The sequence below is a fragment of the Solwaraspora sp. WMMB335 genome, from assembly GCF_049179075.1.
In the GTDB taxonomy this organism is placed as follows: domain Bacteria; phylum Actinomycetota; class Actinomycetes; order Mycobacteriales; family Micromonosporaceae; genus Micromonospora_E.
The window spans coordinates 1313276-1340063 of sequence record NZ_JBMHMF010000001.1 but is presented as its reverse complement, the minus strand read 5'-3'; the positions used below and the strand labels follow the sequence as shown (position 1 = coordinate 1340063).

Sequence of the window (26788 nt, the reverse complement as noted above, 5' to 3'; positions counted from 1 at the left end):
CGAGTTGGTGGGGGTGGCGTGGACGACTTTTCCGGCTGCGCGGCGGTGGTCACCGGGGGCGCTTCCGGTATCGGGCTGGCCACCGCCCAGCTGCTCGCCGACCGTGGCGCCCGGGTCGCCTGCCTGGATCTGCGTCCGGACGGGCTGCCGTCGCCGCTGCTCGGCTTCGCGGCGGATGTCACCGATGACGCCACGGTACGCCGCGCCGTCGCCGCTGTCGCAGACACACTGGGTGGCCTCGACATCGTGATCAACAATGCCGGTATCGGCGCGGTCGGTTCCGTCGAGGCCAACCCGGACGCGGAGTGGCATCGGGTGCTGGACGTCAACGTCGTCGGGATCGTCCGGGTCACCAGGGCCGCGTTGCCGTATCTGCGCCGGTCGGCCCATGCCGTCGTGGTCAACACGTGTTCGATCGCGGCGACCGCCGGTCTGCCCGAACGCGCCCTGTACAGCGCGAGCAAGGGAGCGGTGCAGTCGCTGACCCTCGCGATGGCCGCCGACCACGTCCGGGAAGGCGTCCGGGTGGTCGCCGTCAATCCCGGCACGGTCGACACTCCCTGGGTCCGCCGGCTGCTCGACGCCACCGCCGACCCGGCGGCCGAACTTGCCGCGCTGCGGGCCCGCCAGCCGACCGGTCGGCTGGTCAGCTCGGCCGAGGTCGCCGCCGCGATCGCCTACCTGGCCAGCCCGCAGGCTGGTGCGACGACCGGCACGGTGCTCGCCGTCGACGGCGGGATGCACGGGCTGCGGATGCGTCCGCCTACCGCGACCTGAAGCACCACCGGCGGCTGTCGAGGCTCTTCGACAGGGAGGAAGCGCAGATGCCACGGTTCGCGCCGTTCGGTGATTCGCCTGCCGGCCGCTTCGGGCTCGGGTGCGCCCAACTCGGCAACCTCTATTCGGCGATCGACGACGAGCGGGCCGCGGCCACCGTCGAGGCGGCCTGGCAGTGTGGGGCGCGGTTGTTCGACACCGCCCCGCACTACGGCCTGGGCCTGTCCGAACGCCGCCTCGGTGCCGCTCTGCGGGGCCGGCCACGGTCGCAGTACCTGGTCAGCACCAAGGTCGGCCGGCGCCTGGTGCCAGATCCGGGCGGTGCCGGGCGACGGGACCCGGACGGCTTCGACGTGCCCGCCGACCACCGCCGGGTCTGGGACTTCAGCGCCGACGGAGTGCGCCGTTGCCTGGACGCCAGCCTGGACCGGCTCGGCCTCGACCACGTCGACCTGGTGCTGCTGCATGATCCGGAGGAACATCAGTCGACCGCGCTCGACCAGGCCTATCCCGCGCTGCGGGCGTTGCGCGACCAGGGCGTGGTGCGTGCCATCGGCGTCGGCTCCAAGCATGTCGGGGTGCTGGAACGTTTCGTCACGGAAACCGACCTTGACGCGGTTCTCGTCGCCGGGCGGTACACGCTGCTGGAACAGACGGCCGCGACCACCCTGCTGCCCGCCTGCCGGCGCCGGGGGGTGCTGGTGCTGCTCGCCGGGGTGTTCAACAGCGGACTGCTGGCCGTCGCCCGCCCCACCGCCGACCTGCCGTACGAGTACCAGAAGGCACCACCGGCGGTACTGGCGCGCGCGGTGGCGATGGCGCAGCTGTGCCAGCGACACGGCACCACGCTGCCGTCGGCCGCCATCGCCTTTTCCGCGGCGCACCCGGCGGTGCACGCTCTGGTGCTCGGTGCGGCAGGCGCCGATCAGGTACGGCGCAACGCGGCGCTGCTGGACGCGGCACCACCCGCCGGGCTGTGGCCGGCGTTGGCCGGCGCCGGTCTGTTGCCGGCGGGCGTGCCGTTGCCCGGTCCAGGGTCGTTGCCCGGTCCAGGGTCGTTGCCCGGTCCAGGGTCGTTGCCCGGTCCAGGGTCGTTGCCCGGTCCAGGGTCGTTGCCCGGTCCAGGGTCGTTGCCCGGCCTAGGGCCGTCGTCCGGGACCGGTTCGGCCGGCTGACGAGGCAGCGCTGGTACCCCGGGCTGGTGAGGCAGCGCTGGTACCGCCGGCTGGTGAGGCAGTGCCGACGCCGGTGGCCGGTCGCTGGCCCGGCGAGGTGTCTTCGGCAGCCGGTTCAACAGCCGCATCGCCGGTTGCTCCACCCAGCGGTGCAGCGCGACGGCCAGCGCGTACGACCCGAGCAGAAATGCCGTGGCCAGGCCGAGCGCCTGTGGCGCCGACCAGGTCTGGTCACGGCCGATCAGCTGCATCGCGGTGACGATCACCACCAGGTGGACGAGGAAGAACGCGTACGAGATGGTGCCCAGATGGACGGCGAGTCGGCCCCGCCACGGCGATCGCCGGCCGTGTACGTCGGCGACGGCCGCCGCCGGAACCAGCAGGGCGAGCGTGACGATGGTGGCCGCCGTGTCCCGGGCCTGCGCCGGCAACCAGCCCACGGCGAGGTAGTTGACCACCCACAGCGCGCTCGCCAGGGCCAGCCCGGGTCCCCGCCATGCTCCGCGCAGCACCAGCAACGCCAGTACGACGCCAAGGACGAACTCCAGCATCCGTACCGGCGGGAAGATGTAGACGAACCAGCGCCGGTGCTCGGCCGGTACGGCCACTTCAGCCAGCACCGGCATCAGCCAGACCGCTGCCGGCAGCGCGAGCGCCGCGACCCGTAGCCAGGCGGTGGTGAACCGGCGTGCCGCAGCGTGAACCAGCGGGAAGGCCAGGTAGAAGGCCATCTCGCAGGACAGTGACCAGGTGACCGGATTGATGCCGAGATAGTGGACGTCCCACGGGTGCCAGGCCTGGACCAGCGGCACCGAAGTGGCCAGCAGCTGTGGCCAGATTCCCGGCATCCGGTCGGTCGCGGCCAGCCCGGCCAGCGCCAGCGGCAGTGCCACCAGATGGGCCGGGTATACCCGGACGACCCGCGCGATCCAGAACCGGCCGGGCCGGTAACCGGTACGTACCGACCAGGTCAGCACGAAGCCGGACAGGACAAAGAAGAAGGAGACACCGAGGTCACCGGCGTTGAGCAGCATCGCGGCGAACTGGTCGTGCCGCTGATCAGTCAACGGGAGGAACGAGTACGCGTGTACCCCGAAGACCAGCAGCGCCGCGGCGAAGCGCAGTCCGGTCAGTGACGGCAGGCGTCCCGGGGCAGAGGGTGTGGCGGGCAGCTTACGATCCTTCCGTTCGGGCCGGTGCGGTAGGTGGCGGTCCGACCGTGATCGGGGTCCTCGCCGCCGCGCAATGCGGTGGCCGCTCATGTATCCAGCACCGCAGGATGCCAAACCCGGCGCCCTCCGCTAGCGGCTGTGCCAGCCATCCGCTTCGGCCGATCGGCCCGAACACTGCGGTCTGTCCTGACCAGGCCGGTTGTGAGCCTTGCTTGGTATGGTGTGCGCCTGTTTGGCGAATCAGTCGGTGGATGACATGTGCGCAGGGGCCATGGTGGTACGACCCGCGGCGCCGGGGGCGGGGCGTGCCGCTAGCTCGCCGCTGCCCGCTCTGGTGTTCCTGGCGTTCGGCGCCGCCATCGCGGTGCTGTACTGCGTCTCCGACGCTGTGCTGGTGAACGGCTCGGCGTTCGGCGCCGCCGGGATCGCCGGTGCCGCGGCCGTGGCGGTCGGCCCCCAATGGCATCGGGCCCGACCCCGATGGGCATGGCGGTTGCTCGCCGCCGCGTGTCTGAGTTTCCTCGCCGGGGCACTGGCCCGCCCGTGGGCTGTCGAGCAGGACGGCCTGTACGGGCTGGCCGCTGACGCTGCCACCGTGCCGGGCTATCTGTTCATGCTGCTCGGACTGGCCGGGCTGCTACGTACCCGCGGTCGGCTGCCGTCGCACGCGGTGATCGACGGGTTGATCGTGTTCATCGGCGCGGCGCTGTGCTCGGTGCTGCTGCTGGCGGTGCCGGCGGGCAGCATCGCCGACCGCCCGGTACTGGTCTCCGCGTTCGCCGCCCTCTACCCGATCTTCGACGTCATCTTGGTCCTGATCCTGGTCAGCCTGGCGTTCACCACCGCGGTACGGCGGCCGAGCTACCTGTTGCTGGTGGCCTCGATGACCTGCCTGCTGGTCGGCGATGTGCTGTACGCCATCATCGGCGTCTCCGGGCAGCTCACCGGCTCGCGGCTGCTGGACCTGCCGTTCCTGATCGGGTTCCCGCTGATCGGCGCGGCGGCGCTGCACCCGTCCGTGGTCGATCTGGGCCGGGCGGCGCGGCTGCCGGTGCAGGCCTGGTCCTGGCAGCGGCTGCTGCTGATCGGCCCGGCGCTGGCGGCCCCGTTCCTGCTGACCGTGGTCGTCTCCGGCCGGTCGGCCACCGACCGACTGGTGCTGGGCATCGGTGGCGCCGCGATGGTCGTGCTGCTGATGATGCGGGCGGTCTCCGCGGTGCAGGGCTATGCCGCCGCGCAACGCCGCTACGAGCACCGCGCCACCCACGATCCGCTCACCGGCCTGCCGAACCGGCTCATGCTCGCCACCGAGGTTCGCCGCCTGCTGACCACCAATCCGGCGGAGGAGACCTGGATCTGGGTGTACTTCCTCGACCTCGACGGGTTCAAACTGGTCAACGACTCGTGGGGGCACCACGCTGGCGATCAGCTGATCGCCGAGGTCGCTGCCCGGCTGCGCGCGGCGTTGCCGGCGGCGGTGACCGTGGCCCGGGTCGGCGGGGACGAGTTCGTCGTCGTGCACCTCGGCGACCGGCCCGACGCGATCGCGCTCGCTGAGCGGATCATCAACTGTGTCAACGAGCCGTTGCAGATCAGGCAGGCCGAGGCGGTGATCACCGCCTCGGTCGGCATTGCCGGTACCCGGCTCGGCTCCGTAGGACCGGACGAGAGTCCGCCGGTCACCGCCGACGCGCTGATGCGGGACGCGGACACCGCGATGTACCAGGCCAAGGCGGACGGCCGGGGACGCTGGGTGATGTTCGACGCGTCCATGCACGAACGCGTGCGCGAACGGGTCGACATCGAGCAGGCGTTGCGTGCGGCGCTGGTCCAGGACGACCTGCGCCTGGCTTACCAGCCGATCGTCGACCTGGAGACCGGGCAGTTGATCGGGGCGGAAGCGTTGCTGCGGTGGGAGCATCCGGACCGTGGCATGGTGCCGCCGTCGGTGTTCATCCCGATTGCCGAAGACACCGGCCTGATCGCTTCGATCGGCCGGTGGGTGCTGGACCACGCCCTGCGCCAGCTCTCGCAGTGGCGCGCGGACGGCACTGTCACCGCCGATTTCTGGATGTCGGTGAACGTGTCGCCACGCCAGCTGCGCGACCCGGGCCTGGCCCGCGCGTTGGACGAGGCACTGACCCGGTACGGCGTACCTGCCGCGGCCGTCGTGTTGGAGATCACCGAATCCGTGATGATCGACCCGTCCAGCGTCACCGGGCAGGTGCTGGCGGACCTGCGTGGTCGTGGCATCAAAATCGTCGTAGACGACTTCGGCACTGGTTTCTCGGCACTCGGCTATCTGCGTAGCCATCCGGTCACCGGGGTCAAGGTGGACCGTGCGTTCGTGGCCGGGCTCGGCGCCAGCGCCAAGGACGAAGAAATCGTCCGGGCCGTCGTCGCGATGAGCAGTGCCCTGCACCTCACCGTCGTCGCCGAAGGCGTCGAGACAACCCTGCAACAGGGTGTGCTCGCGGTCCTCGGCGTGCTGTACGGCCAGGGCAGGCTCTGGGGCGAGCCGGTTGGGCCGGCGGAGTTCGTCAAGCAGTGGGCGGTCTCGTCGACGGTGCCGGCCGACACCGCTCAGGGACGGGCCGGCAACTCGTAGAGCCAGTAGGTCTGCTCGTCCATGCGGCTGGCGCTGGCCCCTTCGGTCAACGACGTCAAGGTCTGATGGATGGCCCGGGCGAGACCGATCCGGTCGTTGCGGCGGCAGATGTCCAGGGCCGCGATGCCGTCGCTGGCCTGCACCCGTTGCCACATGTCGGCGATCACCAGCTCAAAGATCCCGGATCCACGGCAGTCGGGATGGATCGCGAAGAACCCGATGTACCAGATGCGTTTTTCCGCGTACAACTGTGGCCAGCGGTGGGCGAAGTAATCGGGTGAGATCAGCGGCATCGTGTCGAGTTCGTTGGTGAACGTCGCCAGCGCGGCCAACTGGTGTGCCCGTTCGGGGTCGTGCCCGAGATACTTCAGCACCCGCTGATCACGCAGCACTTCGTCGAACTCGTCGCGGTGCATGACATGCCGCTGGACCGCGGTGGTCCGCAACTCGTCGAACGCCTCGGTGTAGAGCCGCCAGGTCGGGTCGGACAGCTCGGCCGGAATGACCGTTTCAACCTCTATGTACATGGTCACCCTCCGGGCCGCACCGGATGTCGGGGTGGGGTGCGGCCCTACTCCTGAGTATGAGCGACGGCTGACCGCCTGATCAGGGCGGCGGCAGAGATGAATACAAGATTCTCCGGTGTCGGTCGATCCGGATCGGTGTCCCGGTCGTATTCCTGAGCGGGCCCGTCGATGCGCCGTGCCCGTCACGCCGAGGAGGGTCGTCATGCCGCGACCGGGACAGCCTGGTGAACCCGCCGAGATCGATCTGGGTCCGGTGCAGCGCGCGGTGCCGGCCGAGGCGCCCGCCCCGGCGTCGCTTGGCGCGGCGTCGCTTGGCGCGGCCGAGATGAACGCCCCCGCGCCCGCCCGCCCCGGCACCGTCTGGCCCGGCCCGGCCCCACGTCAACAGGACTACCTGACGGATGCCTATCCGCTCGCACCCGAAGACGACACCCCGGTGGCCGGCGCGGGCCCACACATCCCGCCGCCGCCCTGGCTGGCCCGCGAGCTCGACCTGCCAGAGCCGGTGACCCCGGCGGTGCCCTTCTTCGACCCGGATCCGGATGACTTTCACCAACCGCCACCACCACCGTCACCTCGCCACGTCGGCGATACCCGCCGGCTCGTGCTGGTCGGTGCCGGTCTGCTGGCGCTGTTTCTCGTCGCCGTACTCGCCGGGGCCGGCGTCGTCGACGCACTCCGGACCACCTCCGCCGGCAACGCCTCGGACGATCCCGCCGCCGGCCCGACCGCTGCACCCGGCGGCGCGACGGACACCTCCCCGGCCACCGAACGGCTTGTCTCCGGGCCGCTGGGCAACGTGCGGGAAGCCGAGTTCGACCTGGTCAGCGGCACCACCACGGTAAGCATCCGAACCGCCGACCTGGGTGGCGAACTGTACCGGATCAGTACCCCTATCGATGGTGACGTGCTGCCCCGGGTGATCGCCGACAACGGCCAGATCGCCCTGCATCTGGTGCCCAGCGGGCAGACCGGGCCCGGAGTCGTCGACATCGAACTGCACTCGGCGGTCCGCTGGCGGCTGCGCCTCACCGGCGGGGTCGCCCAGCACACCATCGACCTGCGCGACGCCAACCTGGCCGGTCTGGACATCGTCGGTGGCGCGGCGCGCATCGACCTGACGCTGCCGCCACCGGACGGCACCCTGCCGGTCCGGATGTCGGGCGGAGCCAACCAGTTTCTCATCGAGGCACCACCCGGTCCGCCGGCGCAGGTCCGGTTCGGCGCCGGTGCCGCCAGCGCCATCATCGACGGGGACGACACCGACGGCATCGCACCCGGGTCGGTGTTCACCGGCAACGGCTGGAACAGTGCCGCCGACCGCTACGACATCGACGCGATAGCCGGCGTCTCGGTACTGTCCCTGCAGCGCAACTGACGCCACGGGCTGGCGCTGCGGGGCTCGCTCGCTGGCGCTCGCTCACTCCTCGCGCTCAGCGGGGTCGGTCGGGCTGGCGTTGCGGGGCTCGCTCGCTGGCGCTCGCTCACTCCTCGCGCTCAGCGGTATCCATCATTTTGTAGATGCGTTGCTCCGACACCGGGTACGGGGTGCCGAGGGCTTGGGCGAACACGTTCACCCGCAACTCCTCGATCATCCAGCGGATCTGCCGGGCGGCGTCGGTGTTGTGCCGGGCCGGTGGCAGCCCGTCGAGCATCTGCTGGTACTCCCGGCGTACGGTGTCGATCCTGGCCTGCTGATCGCGGTCCCGGCGCGGATTCTGCGGCAGTTTCTCCAACCGGCGCTCGATCGCGGCCAGATAGCGGGGCAGATCCGCCAGACGCGCGTGCCCGGTGGCGGTCACGAAGCCCGGATAGACCAGGGCGGCGAGTTGCTCGCGGATATCGGCCAGGGCGGCCACCAAGGCCAGATCGGAGGTACGGCCGAGCCGCTGCTGCACCGCGTACGCGCCCGCCAGGACCTGTCGGACCCGGGAGACGACATCGACCGTGGTATCCACCAGACCGGCGCGGACCTGCTCGCGCAGCGCCGCGAAACCATCCGCGTCCCAGGCCGGCCCGCCCGCCTGCGCCATCAGGGTGTCGACCGCCGCCCCCGCACAGTCGTCCAGTAGCTCGACCACGGTGCGGTACGGGTTGCGGCTCAACGCCAACTTGTCCTGGTTGGACAGCCGTCCGGAGACGAACTTCGCCGGCGACGGCAGGGTGAGCAGCAGCAGCCGCCGAGTGCCGGACCACATCTGTCGATCCCGTACGGCGGCACTGTCGAAGACCCGCACCGCGACGCTGCCGCCCTCGTCGGCCAACCCGGGGTAGGCGGTGACCCGGTAGCCGGCCCGGTCCTGCTCCATACTGCGGGGCAGCGTACCGATGCTCCACTCGCGCAGCCCACGCCGCTCCACGTCCGGGGCTGCGGCGGCCACCACCCGGCGTACCTCGGTGGTCAGCTCCCGGCGCAGCGCGGCCAGGTCCTTGCCCTCGGCCAGCGGCTTGTTCTGGTCGTCGACCACCCGGAAGGTGACCCGCAGGTGCGGCGGTACCTTGTCCGGCTCCCACGCGTCGTGTGGCACCACCACCCCGGTCAGCCGGCGCAGCTCGCGGGCAAGCGCCTCCAGCAGCGGTTCCTGACCCGGGGTGATCGCGGCCAACGCCGCGCGGGCGAAGTCCGGTACCGGTACGAAGTTGCGCCGCAGTTGCTTGGGCAGCGAGCGGATCAGTGCGACCACCAACTCCTCGCGCAGCCCGGGGACGTGCCAGTCGAAACTGTCGTCCGGCACGTGGTTGAGCATCGGCAGCGGGATGTCGACGGTCACCCCGTCGGTCTCGGTGCCCGGCTCGAAACGGTACGTCAGTGGCAGCGCCACCCCGTCGGAGTGCCACTGGTCCGGGTAGCCGGCCGGGTCGATCCGCCCCTTGCCCTGGTTGACCAGCATGTCGCGGTCGAAGGTGAGCAGGTCGGGCGTGGCCCGGCGGGCCTTCTTCCACCAGGCGTCGAAGTGTCGCCCCGAGACGACGTCGGCGGGCAGCCGCTGGTCGTAGAACTCGAACAGGGTCTCGTCGTCGACCAGGATGTCGCGGCGGCGTACCCGCTGCTCCAGGTCGCCGATCTCGTCGAGCAGGGCGCGGTTGTCGTGGAAGAACCGGTGCGGGGTGTGCCAGTCGCCTTCGACGAGCGCGTGCCGGATGAACAGCTCCCGGCTCAGCGCCGGGTCGATCCGGCCGAAGGTGACCTTGCGCGCGGCGACCAGCGGGATGCCGTACAGCGTGACCTTCTCGTAGGCCACCACCGCGGCCTGCTTCTTCTCCCAGTGCGGTTCGCTGTACGAGCGTTTCACCAGGTGACCGGCGAGCGCCTCGACCCACTCCGGTTCGACCTTGGCGACCGTGCGCGCCCACAGCCGGGACGTTTCCACCAGCTCGGCGGCCATCACCCAGCGGGGCTGCTTGCGGAACAGCGCCGAACCGGGGAAGACCCCGAACCGCGCCCCCCGCGCGCCGAGATAGTCCTGTTTGGCCGGGTCCTTCAGGCCGACGTGGGACAGCAGGCCGGCGAGCAGCGACTGGTGCACGGCCACCGGCGGCGCCGGCTCGCCACCCCGGTCGACCGGCACGTTCATCGTCCGTAGCGTCTGCCGCAGCTGGCTGCGGATGTCCTGCCACTCGCGTACCCGCAGGTAGTTGAGGAACTCGGCCCGGCACATCCGCCGAAACGCGCTGCCGGAACGCTCCCGCTGCTGCTCGCGCAGGTAGCGCCACAGGTTGAGGAACGCGGTGAAATCCGACTCGGCGTCAGCGAACCGGGCGTGTGCCTGATCGGCCTGGGCCTGCTGATCGGCCGGCCGCTCCCGAGGGTCCTGGATAGACAGTGCAGCGGCGATCACGGTGACCTCGTCGACGCAGCCGTTGCCCTCGGCGGCGAGCACCATCCGGCCCAGTCGCGGATCGACGGGCAGCTGGGCCAACCGCCGGCCGACCTGGGTCAGCCGGGGCGGACCGCCAGGCACCGGCGGCTCGATCGCGCCCAGCTCGTGCAGCAGCGCGATGCCGTCGGTGATCTGCCGGCGGTCCGGCGGCTCGACGAACGGGAACGCGCCGATGTCGCCCAACCCGATCGAGGTCATCTGCAGGATGACCGAGGCCAGGTTGGTCCGCACGATCTCCGGGTCGGTGAACTCCGGTCTCGACTCGTAGTCGGCCTCGTCGTACAACCGGATGCAGATACCGTCCGAGGTGCGCCCGCAGCGGCCCTTGCGCTGGTTGGCCGACGCCTGCGACACCGGCTCGATCGGCAGCCGCTGCACCTTGAGTCGGTTGCTGTAGCGGGAGATCCGCGCCGTACCCGGGTCGATCACGTACTTGATGCCCGGCACGGTCAGCGAGGTTTCCGCGACGTTGGTGGCCAGCACCACCCGACGGCCCCGGTGCGGCTGGAAGATGCGGTGCTGCTCGGCGGCGGACAGCCGGGCGTACAGCGGCAGGATCTCGGTGTCGCGCAGCCGGGGTCGGTCGGCCACCAGCTTGCCGAGCGCGTCGGCGGTGTCGCGGATCTCCCGCTCCCCGCTGAGGAAGACCAGGATGTCGCCGGGGCCCTCGTCGGCGAGTTCCTCGACCGCTTCGCTGATCCCGTCGATCTGGTCCAGCGTCACGGTGCCCGGCGTGCCTGGCGCCGCGCCGGGATCGTCGTCGGTCTCGTCGGTCTCGCGCAGCAGCGGCCGATAGCGGACCTCCACCGGATAGGTGCGCCCGGACACCTCGACCATCGGCGCCGGCGGCTTGCCCGGCTCGGTGAAATGGTCGGCGAAGCGCTGCGGGTCGATCGTCGCCGACGTGATGATCACTTTGAGGTCGGGGCGGCGGGGGAGCAACTGCTTGAGATAGCCGAGGATGAAGTCGATGTTCAGGCTGCGCTCGTGCGCCTCGTCGATGATCAGCGTGTCGTACTGGCGCAGCATCCGGTCACGCTGCAGCTCGGCCAGCAGGATGCCATCGGTCATCAGCTTCACCAGGGTCTGGTCACCGACCTGGTCGGTGAAGCGGACCTTGTAGCCGACGACGTCGCCGAGGGAGGTGCCGAGCTCGTCGGCGATCCGGTCGGCGACGGTACGGGCAGCCAGCCGGCGCGGCTGGGTGTGCCCGATCAGCCCGCGGACTCCGCGTCCGAGCTCCAGGCAGATCTTCGGGATCTGGGTGGTCTTGCCGGAGCCCGTCTCGCCGGCCACGATCACCACCTGATGGTCGCGGATCGCCGCGGCGATGTCGCCGGCCCGTCCGCTGACCGGCAGCCCGTCGGGGTAGCGGATCCGCGGGACCCGGTCGCGTCGCCGCTGCACCGCCTGCTGGGCGGATCGCACCGCCGTGGCGATCTCGTCGATCGCCGACTGCCGGGCCTGCGGGTCGCGGACCTTGCGCACCCCGTCGAGGCGCCGGTGCAGCCGCCGCTCGTCGCGGATCGTCAGCTCGGGGAGAAGCTTCAGCAGGTCAGGTATTGATCGTGCAACGGTGGAGGGCGGGTTCATGGCGCTGACCACGATACCCGCCGCCCCGCTGCCGGTCGCCTGGGTTTCCGGCCACCTGTCCCTGGTTCAGGCCAGCGCGTCGAGCAGATGCTCCAGGGTGGTGCGGGTCGGCAGACGTGCCAGCAGGTGCCGGACGCTGCGGTCGGCGTACCGCCGATCCTCGGTCGTCTCGGCGGCCAGCGCCGCCTCGACCTGCTCGGACCCATAGTTGACCAGACTGGTCGCCGCACCTCGGAAATCGGCCAGGCGCAGCTCCGGCCCGCCGTCGGCCCGCTGCCGGTAGCCGTCGACCAGCGCCCGCGCACCGACAACGTCGATCCGATCCGGCGCAGCGACCGCCCAGTCCAGCAGCGCGTTCGCCACCTCCCAGGCCGGCGGCTGGCCACCAGCGTGTTCCCAGCCGACGACGACGAGGCGACCGTCGGGTGCGAGCCGGGTCTGCGCCGGCCCGAGCGTGTTGTGGGTCAGCACCGGATCCGGCACCGACGCGTCATGACCGATGCCGGCCAGGTCCTCCAGCGTCGGTACCGCCGCCACCAGTTGCCCGGCCCAGGGTGCCTGCCGGGCGGTCGCGGTGGACGCCAGCCCAGCCCAGCTGGCCGGGCCGAGTCGCTTGGCGTGCCACGGGCTGACCCGGTCGACCGGCAACGCCAGGCCGTGCAGCGTGGCGAGCACGTCGCCGACCGCGCGGGCGACCGCCGCTGCTCACCGGGCCGGCGAGGGGCGGCCCGGCCGGCAGGTGCTGGTACGCCCGCCACCGGTGCCCACCGATCGACTCGATGATGTTGCCGTCGCGGCTGCGTACCGGGGTGGGCAGCAGCACACCGGCCGCGGCGGCGGCCTGCTGCAGGGCGACGTCGGTGCCGGCGTCGACGATCGGCAGCCAGTTGTCCATCGTACGGACGGTGAACCGTCCCCGGTCGGTGTCGACCGACCAGCGGCGGCCCATGTCGTCGGGGCGGGCCAGCGACCGCATCGCGCCGACGACGGCGCCGAGGTCGAACCGGTCGGCGATCGTCTGGGCAAGGGCCGGATCGGCGGTGTCGGCCGTACCGCGCATCCGGTCGACCTCGGCTCCGGCGGGTCTCGGCGCGATCCCCGGCGCGCTGCCGTCGAGCGTAGCCGGCCGGCGCGCTGTCGTCGACTGCCCCGCGCGCTGTCCGTCACACGCTGTCCGTCGCGCGCTGCCTGCCGCTCCCGCTCCACGATGTGAGGCTGAGATACGTTATCCGGCGGGGAATAGGTATCTCAGCCTCACATCGATGCGTCAGGATCGTGCGAACGTCGGGAATGGCCCCAGGGTGTCTACGGACGGCGGTTCAGTCGTCGTTGACGCCGTCGGATGGGTCGCTGTCTGCGTCGGGCGGTTCGCCGTCTGCGTCGGGTGAGCTCGGCGTCGGCGTGCGGGTAGCCGGCCGGCATCAGGCCGGAGAGTCGCAGCACCGCCCGGATCCGCCACGCGGAGCTCGGGTCCCACCGGTCCAGGATGGCGAGGGCCCGCAGCGACGGCCGGCACGGCGCGACCACCCCGCCGCACCGGTGGCACTCGCCGGTGGTCCGGTTCGGGATGTGGGTACGAGCCGTTTCGTTGGCCTGCCGAATCGCAGCCTCAAGTGCGGTGGAGCGTGGCTGAGCGCGGAGTCGGGGTGTCCCGCCGATTCCGTCGTTCCTGGGCACTGTTCCCCTACGTGGAGCGTCGTCCGCCCGCGAGGATGTGTGGCGGTATTGGGGTCACTTGACGCGCTCGGAGCACAGGTGCACGTGACCGGTTCGCAGCTCGGCCACTACGAGACGGGCCGGTCGCTGCCGCCCGACGACCTGGCGGTCACCTGGAGATGACCCGGGAGCGACTGGAGCGGCAGACGTAATGCCACGTAGCTGATCTCGGTGTGGTGGTCGCGGGAGCGCGAGCCTGCGTCGAGTGGCCACGGCCGAGGGCACCCAGGGCACCCCCATGGTTGTCTCATCGGCCGGTTTGACGACAATGACGGTTCCCTCGACCACGCGGATCAAGGTTCCGAGGGCCAGGGCTGAGCCGGTCGGCCCGACAGGTCGTGACCTTGGGCCTGGCGGCTCTCACGCCCGCCGGGTAAGGGTGGACGTGGGCGGGCCGGACGACCGGTCCGGGCCGCCGGAGGAGGTGGATCCCATGACCGAGCAGCGGTACGCAGGCAAGGTCGCGCTGGTCACCGGCGCGGGCTCCGGCATCGGCCGGGCGGTGGCACTACGGCTGGCCGCCGAGGGAGCGAAGGTCGTCGGCTGCGACGTCGACGCCGACGGGCTGGACGGCACCGGCAAGCTCCTCGCCGCCGCCGGACACGCGGCCGATCTGGTCACTGCCGATGTGACCGTACAGGCCGACATCGACCAACTGGTCACCCGGCTGCCCGGCGACCGGATCGACCTGCTGGCCAACGTGGCCGGCGTGATGGACTTCTTCCTGCCGGTGACCGAACTGGACGACGCCACCTGGGACCGGGTGCTCGCGGTCAACCTGACCGGCCCGATGCGGCTCGCCCGGGCGGTGCTTCCGTTGATGAAGCAGGCCGGCAAGGGTGCCATCGTCAACATCGCCTCGATCGGTGGGCTGACCGGTTCGGTCGCCGGAAGCGCGTACGTGGCGTCGAAGCACGGTCTGATCGGCCTGACCCGCTCGACGGCCTTCCTGTACGGTGCGGACGGTATCCGTACCAACGCCATCTGCCCCGGCGGAGTGGAGACGAACATCGGCCGTAGCGCCCAGCCGAAGGTCGAATGGGCCTACGAGCGGCTGTCGAAGTCCTTCGCCGGCCACGTGACCCGCACCGCGCAGCCGGACGAGATCGCGACCCTGGTCGCCTGGCTCGGCAGCGACGAGGCGGTCAACGTCAACGGCGCGATCATCACCTCGGACGGCGGCTGGACCAGCTGATCGGGCGGCACGCGCGCTGATCGGGGCGGTACGCGCGGTGGTGCGGGTGCGGTCGGGGCCGCTGTCCGCGCCACCGCGTCAGCCTGTCGTGTCGTGTTCAGCCTGTCTCGTGTAGTCGCTGGTAGGCCCGGTGCAGGTCGGCCCCGGTAGGCGGGCCGCCGGGCAGCGGCTGCCAGAACTCGGCGTCCGGCGGCGCGGTCACCTCGACCCGATCGCCGTCAGCGGTGTCGAAGCCGAGCCGCCACGCGTGCAGGTGGGTGCGGGTGCCGTTCGCGGCGGCGGCCTTGTCGAACAGCGGGTCACCGACGATCGGCTGGCCGATCCAGGCCAGGTGCACCCGGATCTGATGCCGCCGGCCGGTGAGCGGCGCGACGGCGAGCAGACGGTGCGCCGGGTCGCCCGCGACGTGGACGAACCGGGTCTGCGAAGGGTAGCTGCGGACGTCGTCGAAGGCGGTACCGGGAGCGAGTGCCCACCGCCCGGCGGTCTGGTCGTAACCGATGTCGGCGCGGTTGCCGGCGACCCGGACCCGGTTCTTGCGACCCACACTCAGCGGCAGGTCGACGACGCCGACCTCGGGCGGCGGCCCGGCGTCGTCGGCGGCGCAGACCACGGCCAGATAGACCTTGTCCACCGTACGGCGGTTGAACTGACGGGTCAGGTCACCGTGGTGACGCAGTTCCTTGGCGAACAGGATCGCCCCGGACGTGTTCTTGTCGATCCGGTGCACCGGGAAGACCTGTTCGCCCGTCTCCTCGGCGAGACGGACCAGGTCGGTGCCGTGCCGCTCGCCCATCACGGCTGTGCCGGCGGGCTTGTTCAGCACCAGCGCGGCGCCGTCCTCGTACAGGACGGCGTCGGCGCGTAGGTCGGACCAGAGATTCACCGGTGCCCGAGGATACGCCGTCGGGCGCGGCGCCGTCCCGGCGACGTCCGCAGCGGCGCCACGCCGGTTGCGGACGTCGCGGACGGTGTGGTCAGGCCGAGGTGCTCCAGATGGCGGTGAACGCGGCGGCCTCGCCGGCCAGCCAGCGTTCCACCTGGTCGGGCCGGAAAGTGGCGTCGGGCCGGTGGGCGGTGCCCCGGCGCAGGTCGACCAGGACCGGCTCGGCGTGCGGCAACACCTGGTCCATGTGCCGGGCCATCAGATGCCAGATCGCGGTGCGGGCTTCGACGCTGGGCGGCTGCTCGTCGAAGTGGATCCGGACGGCCTCGGCGCGGCCGTCGGCGTACCGCAGCCCGAAGTGCGGGTTGATCTTGACAGGCAGGTCGCCGAGCATGCCGAGCGCGTCGTGGGTCGGTGCCAGCTCCACCTGGGACAGATCACCGAGCGAGGCCAGGTAGCGCGACGCGCCCGGCACCAGGGCCGCGTACAGCGGTTGCCAGCGCTGCTTGACCTGCCCGCCGACGGCGGCGAGGTGGCTGCCGCCGGTGCGGAACCGGATGTCCGCCTTCAAGGCCTTGACCAACTGCCCGTGCGGGTTGAAGCCGGACCGGCTGGCCCGCTGGCGGCGCAGTCCGCCGACGAAGGTGGCCTTGGCCGGTCCGGACTGGCCGACGTACCGGGCGAAACCGAGCAAGGTGGCGTAGGGGACCGGTGCGGGATTGGCGGGTGCTGCGGAGGGGGTCGACTCGGCGGCGCGAGGGGGTGCGATCACGGCGTTCCTTCCCAGGTCAGGAGCCGGATTAGTACACCCATTCTAATCGAGAAGTCACGCTGCGCCCAGTCCTCGGTCACGCTGCGCCTGTCTGGTTGACGGGCTCCGGCGCGGGCAGTCGCCGGCCTTCGCCAAGAGGCCGACCAGGCCGACTGCTGCGAGGTCAGAGCTGGCCGACGTCGGTGACGTGCACGACGGCGGCACCGGCCTCGTCCGAGGCGGCGAGATCGACCTCGGCGCTGATGCCCCAGTCGTGGTCGCCGGCCGGGTCGGCGAAGATCTGCCGCACCAGCCAGCGGTCCCGCTCCTGGGTGATCATCAGCAGCGCCGGGCCACGGGCGTCCGGCCCGGTGCCGAGCTCGTCGTACTCGTCGAAGTAGGACTCCATGGCATCGGCCCAGGCGTCGGCGTCCCAGCCCGACCCGGCGTCCAGCTCGCCGAGTTCGTCCCAGCGGCGCAGCGCGGCCAGCTCCACCCGGCGGAACATCGCGTTGCGCACCAGCACCCGGAAGGCCCGCAGGTTTGCGGTGACCGCCGGTGGCCGGTCGTCGGCGACCACCGCGACGTCGGGGTCGTCGGTCGGGTTGCGCAGCCGCTCCCACTCGTCGATCAGGCTGGAGTCGACCTGGCGGACCAGCTCGCCGAGCCACTCGATGAGGTCGATGAGCTCCTCGGTCTTGGCGTCGTCGGGCACGCTCTGGCGCAGCGCCTTGTACGCGTCGGCCAGGTAACGCAGCACCAGACCTTCCGAACGGGACAGCCCGTAGAAGCTGACGTACTCGGTGAACGTCATCGCCCGCTCGTACATGTCGCGGACCACCGACTTGGGGGCCAGCTCGTAGTCGGCCACCCAGGGATGACCCCGCCGGTACGTCTCGTAGGCCGCGTCGAGCAGGTCGGCCAGCGGCTTCGGATGGGTGACCGCGTCGAGCAGTTCGAGGCGGGCCTCGTACTCGATGCCGTCGGCCTTCATCTGCGCGACCGCCTCGCCGCGCGCCTTGTGCTGTTGGGCGGAGAGGATCTGCCGGGGGTCGTCCAGCGTCGCCTCGATGATCGACAGTACGTCGAGGGCGTACGTCGGCGACTCGACGTCGAGCAGTTCCAGCGCGGCCAGGGCGAACGGCGACAGCGGCTGGTTGAGCGCGAAGTCGAGCTGCAGGTCGACGGTGAGCCGGACCCGCCGGCCCTCGGCGTCCGGTTCGGGCAGCTGTTCGACCACCCCGCCGGCGCGCAGCGCCCGGTAGATGGCGATCGCCCGGCGGATGTGCCTGCGTTGCGCGGCCCGGTCCTCGTGGTTGTCGGTGAGCAGCCGGCGCATCGCGGCGAACGCGTCCCCGGGCCGGCTGATGACATTGAGCAGCATGGCGTGGCTGACTCCGAAGCTGGAGGTCAACGGCTCCGGTTCGGCGGCGACCAGCCGTTCGAACGTCGGCTTGCCCCAGCCGATCGCGCCCTCCGGTGGCTTCTTGCGGACCACCTTGCGCCGCTTCTTCGGGTCGTCACCGGCCTTGGCCAGGGCCTTCTCGTTCTCGATGACGTGTTCGGGCGCCTGCACCACGACCGTGCCGAGGGTGTCGAAGCCGGCCCGCCCGGCCCGGCCGGCGATCTGGTGGAACTCGCGTGCCTTGAGCAGCCGGGTCCGTACCCCGTCGTACTTGGACAGGCCGGTGAACAGCACGGTGCGGATCGGCACGTTGATGCCCACCCCGAGGGTGTCCGTACCGCAGATCACCTTCAGCAGGCCGGCCTGGGCGAGGGTCTCCACCAGCCGGCGGTACTTCGGCAGCATGCCGGCGTGGTGCACCCCGATGCCGTGGCGGACCAGCCGGGACAGGGTGCGCCCGAAGCCGGAGGTGAACCGGAAGTTGCCGATCGCGGCGGCGATCGCGTCCTTCTCGGCGCGGGTGCACACGTTGATGCTCATCAGCGCCTGCGCCCGCTCCAGCGCCGCCGCCTGGGTGAAGTGGACCACGTACACCGGGGCCTGGTGGGTGCTGAGCAGCTCTTCGAGAGTCTCGTGCAGCGGGGTCACCGCGTAGCTGAACATCAGTGGCACGGGCCGCTGCGCCGACGAGACCACGGCGGTGGACCGGCCGGTCCGCCGGGTCAGATCGTCGACGAACCGGGTGACGTCGCCGAGGGTGGCCGACATCAGCACGAACTGGGCCTGTGGCAGCTCGATCAGCGGGACCTGCCAGGCCCAGCCGCGGTCCGGCTCGGAGTAGAAGTGGAACTCGTCCATCACCACCTGGCCGACGTCGGCGTCGGCGCCGTGGCGCAGGGCGATGTTGGCCAGCACCTCGGCGGTGCAGCAGATGATCGGCGCGTCCTCGTTGACGCTGGCGTCGCCGGTGAGCATGCCGACCTCGGAGGCGCCGAATGTGTCGCAGAGCGCGAAGAACTTCTCCGACACCAGCGCCTTGATCGGCGCGGTGTAGAAGGTCACCCGGTCGTCGGCCAGGGCGGCGAAGTGCGCGGCGGTGGCGACCAGACTCTTACCGGATCCGGTCGGGGTGTTCAGGATGACGTTCGCCCCGGAGACCAGCTCGATGACCGCTTCGTCCTGGTGTGGGTAGAGTTCCAGGCCCTGGCCGGCCGCCCACGAGGTGAACGCGTCGTACAGTTCGTCCGGGTCGGCGCCGTCGGGCAGGCGGTCGGTGAGGGTCAGGGCGGTCTGCGTCATGGTTCGTCCATCGTGCCTGTGACCGCTACCGCTCGCCAACGCGGGGTCACGGATCGGCGTGCGGGCGAGTGCGTACGACGTGAGCTCAGCGGCGTACCAGGTGCGCTCAACGGCGTACGAGAATCAGGTCGTACGCGGGCCGGCCGGCCCGCAGACCGCGCCGTTCGAACTTCGTCTCCGGCCGGTACGCCGGCCGTGGCGCGAACCCGTCGTGCGGGTTGACCAGCTCCGGATCGGCCTGCAGGGTCGTCAGCATCACCTCGGCGTACGGCGCCCAGTCGGTGGTGCAGTGCAGCCGCCCGCCCCGGCGCAGCCGGGACCGCAGCAGCGCCACGTGATCGGGCTGGATTAGTCGTCGCTTGTGGTGGCGGGTCTTCGGCCACGGGTCGGGAAAGAACGCGTACACCGCGTCCAGGCTGTTCTCGGACAGGCAGCGACGGGCCAGGTCGAGGGCATCGCCGGTGGCCACCCGGACGTTGGTCAGGCCGTCGCGCTCAATCAGCGCGAGCAGGTTGGCGATGCCGGGAGTGTGCACCTCCACCGCCAGGTAGTCCCGCCCCGGGTCGGCGGCGGCCATCGTGGCGGTGGCGTCACCCATGCCGAAGCCGATGTCGAGCACCACCGGTGCGCTGCGGCCGAACGACGCCACCAGGTCCAGTGGACCCACCAGGTCGGCGACCACCAGGCCGTGCACGGCGTGCAGCCGGTCCAGTGCGTCGTGGTGCCGGCCGCTGAGCCGGCCCCGGCGTGGGTGGAAGGTGCGGATGCTCACGCCACAGCAGCATATCCGCGACACCGAGAGTGTCCGGGGTGTCATCCAGGGCAGCCAGGTGAGAGGATTCCGGCAGCCTTGCGGGAAGGATGGTGCCTGATGTCCGGTCGCCGGTCGCTGGCCGCCAGAGCCGCTGCCAGAGCCGCTGCCAGAACTGCCGCCGGTGCCGCCGCTACCGTTGCCGCGGTCGCGGGTGTCCTGCTCGTGGCGGTGCCGGCTCGCGCCGCCGACGTGTTCATCGAGCTGAATCCGAGCACCGTGGAGTCCGGTTACCTGGTCGGCATCCGGGCCAGCTGCACGGAGAACACGCAGCCGGCCACGGTGGAGTCCGACGCGTTCGGGTCGGTCGAGGTACGCCCGCAGTTCGACTTCCTCACCGCCGCGGTCACCGTCCCGGCCGGAACCGAGGCGGGCAGCTACCGGGTGCGGCTGCGCTGCCCCGACGACCGGGTCGCCACCACCACGCTGTACGTGCTCGACCCCACGCGACCGAGTCGCGGGCCGGCCACCGGCTTCGGCGGCACCGCCGGTGAGCCTGGCTCGGGTGACCAGGACGCCGGCGGCGTGCTCGCCGGGGTCGGCGTGGTCGCGCTCGCCGCCGGCGGCCTGCTCGGCCTGGTGACCCTGCGTCGCCGCCGCGCGGCGTAGCGGGCGGTCGGGCACCGCGGTGACGGTCGGGAGGACGGACGACCATGGCGGGTAAGGGGCGGCGCGGTTGGACCGGACCGGCCGCGATCGCGCTGGCGCTGTTCGGCGTGGTGGCGATCGCGGCGAGCGGCGAGGGCAGTTGGCGCGACATCCTGGCCGGCGGCAACAACCCGCCGCCACGGGAGTTCCCGGTCCTGGAACCGAGCCGGCCGATCCGGCTCGCCATCCCGTCGCTGGACGTGCGCGCCCCGGTGCATTCGGTCGGGGTCGCCGACGACGGCACGATCGCCGTACCCAAGCTGTACCGGCACAACCAGGCCGGCTGGTACGAGCGGGGACCCACCCCGGGGCAGTTCGGCCCGGCGATCATCGTCGGGCACGCGGACACCCGCGACGGGCCGTCGGTCTTTCATGACCTGCCCGACATCGAGCCGGGGGCCCGGATCGAGGTGACCCGGCGGGACCGGGCGATCGCCGTCTTCGAGGTCAACACGGTGGAGCATTTCGACAAGGACGAGTTGCCCATCGAGCGGGTGTACGGCGACTATGTCCGGCCCGGCCTACGACTGATCACCTGCGGTGGTCGGTGGCTGGGTGACGGTATCGGGTACGCCGACAACATCGTGGTGTTCGCGTCCCTGGTGGACGTCCGCGACGCGTGACGCCGTTCGGGACCGCTCCATCCGGGTGAACCACCGTCTGAACCACCGTCAGGGTGATCACGTATAGCGGGGTATGGCTGTCGTCGCGGCGCTGGTGAGCACCGGGGCGGGTGCCGGCCGGCGGTAGGCCCACCCCGGTCGACCTCCGGGGCGGTCGGTGGACGAGCCTCCACCACCGCCGGCCGCCCCGGAGGTGTCCCGCCATGCGGAAGGCGGAAAGATAACCAGCACACCCAGCAGCACCGAGGAGGAGTCATGAGCCAGACGGCGCAGATCGGGGTCACCGGTCTGGGGGTGATGGGCCGTAACCTGGCCCGTAACCTGGCGCGGCACGGCCATGTGGTGGCGGTCCACAACCGGTCGGTCGGTCGAACCAAGGAGATGATGGCCGAGTTCGGCCACGAGGGGACTTTCCTGCCGGCGGAGAGCCCGCAGGAGTTCGTCGCCTCGCTGGAGCGCCCCCGCCGCGTGGTGATCATGGTCAACGCGGGTGCCGCCACCGACGCGGTGATCAACGAGTTCGCGCCCCTGCTGGAGCCGGACGACATGATCATCGACGGCGGCAACGCCCACTTCCTGGACACCCGCCGCCGCGAGGCGGCGCTGCGGGAAAGCGGCCTGCACTTCGTGGGTACCGGTGTCTCCGGCGGGGAGGAAGGCGCCCTGCACGGCCCGAGCATCATGCCCGGCGGCTCAGCCGAGTCGTACGCGGCGCTCGGACCGCTGCTGGAAGACATCTCCGCCAAGGTCGACGGCTCGCCGTGCTGCGTCCGGATCGGCCCCGACGGTGCCGGACACTTCGTCAAGATGGTGCACAACGGCATCGAGTACGCCGACATGCAGCTCATCGGTGAGGCGTACGACCTGCTGCGCAACGCCGGTGGGCTGAGCCCGGCGCAGATCGCCGACGTGTTCCGCGGCTGGAACTCCGGCCGGCTGTCGTCGTACCTGATCGAGATCACCGCCGAGGTGCTCGGCCACACCGACGCGGCGACCGGAAAGCCCTTCGTCGACGTCGTGCTCGACCAGGCCGGTCAGAAGGGTACCGGGCGCTGGACGGTGCAGGGTGCGCTCGACCTCGGGGTACCGGTCAGCGGCATCTCCGAAGCGGTGTTCGCCCGCGCGTTGTCCGGGCACGCCCAGATCCGGGCCGCCGCCGCGGACCTGCCCGGCCCGGCGGAGAAGTGGGCCGGCTCGGCCGACGAGCTGATCGCCGACGTGGAGCAGGCGCTCTACGCGTCGAAGATCGTCGCGTACGCGCAGGGCTTCCACCAGATCCAGGCTGGCAGCCTGGAGTACGACTGGACCATCGACCTCGGCGCGGTGGCCAGGATCTGGCGCGGCGGCTGCATCATCCGGGCCGCGTTCCTGGACAAGATCCGGGCCGCGTACGACGCCGCGCCCGAACTGCCGACGCTGCTGACCGACGGCTACTTCGCCCAGGCGCTGGCCGGTGCCCAGCAGGGCTGGCGCCGGGTGGTCGCCACCGCCGCACAGATCGGCGTGCCGGCGCCCGGGTTCGCCTCCGCGTTGGCCTACTACGACGGGCTGCGCGCGCCCCGGCTACCCGCCGCGCTGATCCAGGGGCAGCGGGACTTCTTCGGCGCGCACACCTATCGCCGGGTCGACGCGGAGGGCAGCTTCCACGTGCTCTGGGCCGGTGACCGCAGCGAGACGCCCGCCCGCTGATCCGGCGTCGCCTGTCACGGCGGCCGGCTCCGGCCCTGCTCGGCCGGACCCGGCCGCCGTGGCGCCGCTCGGATCGAGTGCGCTCAGTCAGTGCGCTCAGTCCAGGTCAACCACGACCGGGGCATGGTCCGACGGCCCCGGCCCCTTGCGGGCATCCCGGTCGACGTAGGCCGCCCGGATTCGCTGATTGACTGTCGCGCTGGCGTAGACCAGATCGATGCGCATCCCCATGTTCTTGGGGAACATCCCCGCCCGGTAGTCCCAGTAGGTGTACGGGTACGGCCCCTTCATCGGTTGCGGTATCACGTCGACCAGCCCGAGCGACCGCAGCGCGGCCAGCGCCTCCCTCTCGGCCGCGGTGACGTGGGTGGCCCCGGCGAACGCCACCGGGTCCCAGACGTCGTCGTCGGTGGGCGCGACGTTGAAGTCGCCGCAGACCACCAGGTCGGCGGTGACCTCCGCGGCGAGCGCCGAGCGCAGCCCGGCCAGCCAGGCCAGCTTGTACGCGTAGTGTTCCGAATCCGGCGTACGCCCGTTGGGCACGTACACTGACCAGATGCGCACCCCGGCGCAGGTCGCGGATACCGCGCGAGCCTCGGGCAGTGGGAAGCCAGGCTCGGCGGGGAAGCCCGGACGTACGTCATCCAGACCGACTCGGGACAGCACCGCGACGCCGTTCCATCGGCCGTCACCGTGTACGGCGCTGGCGTAACCCAGCTCAGCGACATCAGCGGCCGGGAACGCGTCGACAGCGCACTTGATCTCCTGCAGGCAGCAGACATCGGGAGCGGTGTCGGCCAGCCAGGCCAGCAGTCGGGGGAGCCGGGCCTTGACCGAGTTGACGTTCCAGGTGGCGATCCGCACCCGGGCAAGCCTGCCACACGGGGCCGCCGGGCGGGGCGCGAGCCTGCCGGGGCTGGGCGGCTCAGCTGGAGCCTGGTAGTTCAGCTTGAGCCTGGTAGGTCGCCGGGGCGGGTCTGCTCGGCCAGGAAGCGTTCCAGCTCGGCGCCGAGCTCCTCGGCGGTCGGCAGCGGCCCGGTCTGCTCGGCGAGCAGGTTGGTGCTTGCCCGGCCCCTGGTGAACGTGTCGTACTGCTCCTCCAAGGCGTGGACCAACGACGCGGCTTCGTCGGTCTGTGCGACCTGCCGGTCGATGTCCTCGCGTACCGCCTCGGCGGCGGTGTGCAGCTGCTCGGTGGGCAGTAGCAGCCCGGTGGTGCGGGAGACGGAATTGAGCAGCAGCTCGGCGGCGGCCGGGTACTCCGCCTGGGCCACGTAGTGGGGGACGTGGACCGCGAACCCGACCGCGTCGTGGCCCTGCTGGCCGAGGCGGTACTCGAGCAGGTGCCCGGCGCTACCCGGGACCTGCACCCGTTGTAGCCACGGCTCGTAGCCGCCGATCAGCTCACGGCGGCTGGCATGGGCGGTGACCCCGGTCGGCCGGGTGTGCGGCACGGCCATCGGAATCGCGTTGAGCCCGACCGTCATCCGGACGTCGAAGCGCTGGCCGACGGCGATCGCGGCGGCGGTGAACCGCTCCCACTGCAGATCCGGCTCGGGACCGCCGAGCAGCAGAAACGGCGTACCGGCGTCGTCGCGCAGCAGGTGGACCTCGAGTCGTGGTTCTTCGTAGTGCTCCCAGTGGTCCTCGACGAAGAGCATCACCGGGCGGCGGGAACGGTAGTCGAGCAGCTGATCGATGTCGAAAGTCGCCATCACGTCGTGTTCGCAGCTGGCGAGCAGGTGCTCGCGCGCGATTCGAGTCGCGTTGCCGGCATCGACGAATCCGGTCATCGCCTGGATCAGCACCGGCTGGCCGAGCTCGGGCACCTCGTCAACGACGTCGTAGAGCTCGTGTGGGTCGAGCACCGGGCGCAACCTCCTGTCGAAACGGTACGGCGGGGACGGCATCCCATTTGCCGCAACGCTAGTCGCATCCTGACGCATTCCGGTTTCCGGGCTCCCGATCCGGCCGGTGGTGAGCCGGCGGCGAGGGAGTGGGCCGGGACGCCGGGACGGAACAGGGCCGGCGCGGGTGGGCTGGTCCGACTGGGGGAGGCGGTCTCGGCCGGATGGGTCGTCCGGGTACTCCGTGCGGCGGATGGCACTCTCGGCGACGCTTGCAGCAGAAGTTGCTACCAGCAAATGCCCAGATGAAATGAGAAAAGATGAATAGGGGTTATCTCTGATTTACCCGTACAGGTGCCAGCTGACCGCAGCGCTGCCCGGGTGCCCGATTGCCAGGCAGAAGATTGTGGCACGGATCACAAAATCACTCTAGGTGATCGACTGGGGGCCTGCCTAGCCTCGTCGAATGCCTGATGAGCACACCACAAGGAACGAGGACACCACCCTGCGTCGCGGTGACCGTTCGGCTGATGTCCCCTCCGACACCACGCCGACCGGTGCGACCCGGGCCATCGCCTGGTGGCAACGGCTTCGCGACTGGCTGCCCTCCACCCCGTACCCGATCGCGGGTCGGCGACACCTCACCCGGGCCACGAACGTCCGGCGCACGTGGCCCGGTACCCGGCTCGCCCTCGCCGCCGCCGTCGTGGTCGCCCTTGCCGCCGCCGCCGTGATCGAATCCACCGCAGGCCTGCCGGCCAGCACCGCGGAAAACCCATCAGCGGCCGAGTCCGACCTGCTCCGACGGGCCGACGCCGTGCGCGGAGCGGACCGGGCGGACCGGTCGGCCCGCGAGGCCGCCGCAGCGGCCGCCCGACCCGCCTCCGCCACCCCGCAGACCGGTACCGTGTCCGCCGACCCAGACGTGGCAGCGGCCGAAGACGCGGCAGCGGCCGAGCAGACCGAGCAGCAGGAGACGGCACCGGCCGAGTCGGCGTCGCCGACACCGGAGCCCACCCCGGCCAGCGCGGCGCCGGTGGCCGGACTCTCGCAGGTGCAGATGGACAACGCGACGGCAATCGTCGACGCCGGCCTCGCCCTGCAGTTGCCGCGCCGGGCGCTGGTGATCGCGGTGGCCACCGCCATGCAGGAATCCACCCTGCTCAACCGGGCCAGCGAGGTGCTGCCGGAATCCAAGAACTACCCACATCAGGGCACCGGCTGGGACCACGACTCGGTCGGCCTGTTCCAACAGCGCACCAGCACCGGCTGGGGCGCGGTCGCCGACCTGATGAATCCCGCGTACGCGGCGACGCAGTTCTACCTCGCCCTGCAACGGGTTCCCGGGTGGGAACAGATGCGGCTCACCGACGCCGCGCAGGCGGTGCAGGTCTCGGCGTACCCCGAGCACTACGCCCAGCACGAAGCGGCCGCGACCACGGTGGTCGACGCGATCCTCGCCGGCCGCTGACCGGAGACCGACCACTCGGGCGGTGGCCCGGTCGATGTCCAGCACGGTGCCGTACGCCAGTTGTTCCACCGCGTACCGGGTCACCCTGCCTGCTCCCGGCACACCCAGCCGGGCGGCGGGCCTGGCCACCGCTGCCGCGCCGAGTGCCAGCGGCACCGGCACCCGCAGCGGCCGGGCCGGACGGCCCAGCGCCGCCAGCACCCCGGTGACCACCGCGTCCCGGGAGTACGGCGCCGCGTCGGCGATGTTGTACGCCCCCGGCGGCCAACCCAGCGCGGCCAGGCAGGCGTCCGGCGAGGTTCTCCACCGCGGTCAGGCTCAGCCGGACGTCGGGGCCGGGCAACGGCACCCAGCCCCGACGCACTGCGGCCAGCAGCCGCGGCAGCAGGTGCGGATCCCCCGGTCCGTACACCGCGCGGGGGCGCAGCACCACGGCACCCGCGTCCAACGCGATCCGCTCCCCGGCCGCCTTCGTCCGGCCGTAGACGGTGCGCTGGCGCTGCTCACCCAGACCACCGGCCGGTCGTCGGCGGCGTGCAGCAGCCGCCGCGTCCCCGCCACGTTGACCGCGTGATACGCGGCCTGCGCGGCCGGGCCGGGTGCCGGATCGCCGACCGCCGCGGCCAGATGTACGACCACGTCGGTGCCGTGCAGGTCGGGCCGCCCCCTGGCAGGGGTGCTCAGTCCGACCTGGTGCCGCGACCGGACTCCGGT

At 71.3% G+C, this 26788-nt stretch carries 20 protein-coding genes and 1 pseudogene; 9 read left to right on the top strand and 12 right to left on the bottom strand.

Features of this window, described 5'->3' with window-relative positions; genetic code table 11:
• Window positions 1-18 precede the first annotated feature (18 nt).
• Together ACN27F_RS05270 and ACN27F_RS05265 are read left to right on the top strand one after the other, a co-directional pair.
• A complete protein-coding gene (locus tag ACN27F_RS05270; RefSeq protein ID WP_421431475.1) occupies window positions 19-777 on the top strand; it encodes an SDR family NAD(P)-dependent oxidoreductase in 759 nt (252 codons plus the stop codon).
• 47 nt (window positions 778-824) lie between these two features.
• Window positions 825-1952: an aldo/keto reductase gene (locus ACN27F_RS05265; RefSeq protein ID WP_421431474.1), complete on the top strand. Its 1128-nt coding sequence runs from the start codon at window positions 825-827 to the stop codon at window positions 1950-1952.
• Between the two features lie 173 nt (window positions 1953-2125).
• Here ACN27F_RS05265 and ACN27F_RS05260 read toward each other — a convergent pair.
• A pseudogene (locus ACN27F_RS05260) lies at window positions 2126-3214 on the bottom strand (acyltransferase family protein); the annotation flags it as partial.
• Between the two features lie 181 nt (window positions 3215-3395).
• On the opposite strand from ACN27F_RS05260, the gene ACN27F_RS05255 reads away from it, so the two are divergent.
• Window positions 3396-5732, top strand: coding sequence for a putative bifunctional diguanylate cyclase/phosphodiesterase (locus ACN27F_RS05255; RefSeq protein WP_421431473.1), 2337 nt, complete (start codon window positions 3396-3398; stop codon window positions 5730-5732).
• Here ACN27F_RS05255 and ACN27F_RS05250 read toward each other — a convergent pair.
• Entirely contained in the window at window positions 5708-6259 is a 552-nt protein-coding gene (locus ACN27F_RS05250; protein ID WP_421431472.1) for a hypothetical protein, read from the bottom strand. The two genes, ACN27F_RS05255 and ACN27F_RS05250, sit on opposite strands and share 25 nt — an antisense overlap.
• A 202-nt stretch (window positions 6260-6461) precedes the next feature.
• Between ACN27F_RS05250 and ACN27F_RS05245 the strand changes: the two genes are divergently transcribed.
• On the top strand, window positions 6462-7637 hold the full coding sequence (locus tag ACN27F_RS05245; RefSeq protein WP_421431471.1) for a hypothetical protein: 1176 nt from the start codon (window positions 6462-6464) through the stop codon (window positions 7635-7637).
• Window positions 7638-7743: 106 nt separating this feature from the next.
• Here the strand turns inward: ACN27F_RS05245 and hrpA are convergent, their stop codons facing one another.
• The 3 genes from hrpA to ACN27F_RS05230 all read right to left on the bottom strand — a co-directional run bounded on the left by hrpA (window position 7744) and on the right by ACN27F_RS05230 (window position 12793).
• Window positions 7744-11733, bottom strand: coding sequence for an ATP-dependent RNA helicase HrpA (gene hrpA, locus ACN27F_RS05240; RefSeq protein WP_421431470.1), 3990 nt, complete (start codon window positions 11731-11733; stop codon window positions 7744-7746).
• Between the two features lie 66 nt (window positions 11734-11799).
• Window positions 11800-12270 carry a hypothetical protein gene (locus ACN27F_RS05235; protein WP_421431469.1) on the bottom strand — a complete coding sequence of 157 codons (471 nt, stop codon included), beginning with the start codon at window positions 12268-12270 and terminating at the stop codon, window positions 11800-11802.
• Window positions 12224-12793 (bottom strand): hypothetical protein, encoded by a 570-nt coding sequence (locus tag ACN27F_RS05230; protein WP_421431468.1) that lies wholly within the window; start codon window positions 12791-12793, stop codon window positions 12224-12226. Before ACN27F_RS05230 ends, ACN27F_RS05235 begins: the two co-directional genes overlap by 47 nt.
• Before the next feature lie 1089 nt (window positions 12794-13882).
• Here ACN27F_RS05230 and ACN27F_RS05225 point away from each other — a divergent pair.
• Entirely contained in the window at window positions 13883-14644 is a 762-nt protein-coding gene (locus ACN27F_RS05225) for an SDR family oxidoreductase (protein ID WP_421431467.1), read from the top strand.
• Window positions 14645-14741: 97 nt separating this feature from the next.
• On the opposite strand, the gene ACN27F_RS05220 is transcribed toward ACN27F_RS05225, so the two are convergent.
• The 4 genes from ACN27F_RS05220 to trmB form a co-directional block, all read right to left on the bottom strand.
• Window positions 14742-15530 carry an RluA family pseudouridine synthase gene (locus tag ACN27F_RS05220; RefSeq protein WP_421431466.1) on the bottom strand — a complete coding sequence of 263 codons (789 nt, stop codon included), beginning with the start codon at window positions 15528-15530 and terminating at the stop codon, window positions 14742-14744.
• A gap of 91 nt (window positions 15531-15621) precedes the next feature.
• Window positions 15622-16299: a hypothetical protein gene (locus ACN27F_RS05215; RefSeq protein WP_421439990.1), complete on the bottom strand. Its 678-nt coding sequence runs from the start codon at window positions 16297-16299 to the stop codon at window positions 15622-15624.
• 166 nt (window positions 16300-16465) lie between these two features.
• Window positions 16466-18970 (bottom strand): DEAD/DEAH box helicase, encoded by a 2505-nt coding sequence (locus tag ACN27F_RS05210; protein WP_421439988.1) that lies wholly within the window; start codon window positions 18968-18970, stop codon window positions 16466-16468.
• Window positions 18971-19091: 121 nt separating this feature from the next.
• Window positions 19092-19757 carry a tRNA (guanosine(46)-N7)-methyltransferase TrmB gene (gene trmB, locus ACN27F_RS05205; protein ID WP_421431465.1) on the bottom strand — a complete coding sequence of 222 codons (666 nt, stop codon included), beginning with the start codon at window positions 19755-19757 and terminating at the stop codon, window positions 19092-19094.
• A gap of 99 nt (window positions 19758-19856) precedes the next feature.
• Between trmB and ACN27F_RS05200 the strand changes: the two genes are divergently transcribed.
• From ACN27F_RS05200 to gndA, 3 genes are all read left to right on the top strand, one after another.
• Window positions 19857-20405: a hypothetical protein gene (locus tag ACN27F_RS05200; RefSeq protein WP_421431464.1), complete on the top strand. Its 549-nt coding sequence runs from the start codon at window positions 19857-19859 to the stop codon at window positions 20403-20405.
• 44 nt (window positions 20406-20449) lie between these two features.
• Window positions 20450-21067, top strand: coding sequence for a class F sortase (locus ACN27F_RS05195; protein ID WP_421431463.1), 618 nt, complete (start codon window positions 20450-20452; stop codon window positions 21065-21067).
• 255 nt (window positions 21068-21322) lie between these two features.
• Window positions 21323-22756, top strand: coding sequence for an NADP-dependent phosphogluconate dehydrogenase (gndA, locus tag ACN27F_RS05190; RefSeq protein ID WP_421431462.1), 1434 nt, complete (start codon window positions 21323-21325; stop codon window positions 22754-22756).
• A gap of 96 nt (window positions 22757-22852) precedes the next feature.
• On the opposite strand, the gene ACN27F_RS05185 is transcribed toward gndA, so the two are convergent.
• Together ACN27F_RS05185 and ACN27F_RS05180 are read right to left on the bottom strand one after the other, a co-directional pair.
• Window positions 22853-23620 carry an exodeoxyribonuclease III gene (locus ACN27F_RS05185; RefSeq protein ID WP_421431461.1) on the bottom strand — a complete coding sequence of 256 codons (768 nt, stop codon included), beginning with the start codon at window positions 23618-23620 and terminating at the stop codon, window positions 22853-22855.
• An 80-nt stretch (window positions 23621-23700) separates the two neighbouring features.
• Window positions 23701-24624, bottom strand: coding sequence for a proteasome assembly chaperone family protein (locus tag ACN27F_RS05180; RefSeq protein WP_421431460.1), 924 nt, complete (start codon window positions 24622-24624; stop codon window positions 23701-23703).
• Between the two features lie 445 nt (window positions 24625-25069).
• Here ACN27F_RS05180 and ACN27F_RS05175 point away from each other — a divergent pair, with 445 nt between their 5' ends.
• Window positions 25070-26074 (top strand): hypothetical protein, encoded by a 1005-nt coding sequence (locus tag ACN27F_RS05175; protein ID WP_421431459.1) that lies wholly within the window; start codon window positions 25070-25072, stop codon window positions 26072-26074.
• Window positions 26075-26392: 318 nt separating this feature from the next.
• On the opposite strand, the gene ACN27F_RS05170 is transcribed toward ACN27F_RS05175, so the two are convergent.
• Window positions 26393-26713 carry an NAD-dependent epimerase/dehydratase family protein gene (locus tag ACN27F_RS05170; protein ID WP_421439986.1) on the bottom strand — a complete coding sequence of 107 codons (321 nt, stop codon included), beginning with the start codon at window positions 26711-26713 and terminating at the stop codon, window positions 26393-26395.
• Window positions 26714-26788 lie beyond the last annotated feature (75 nt).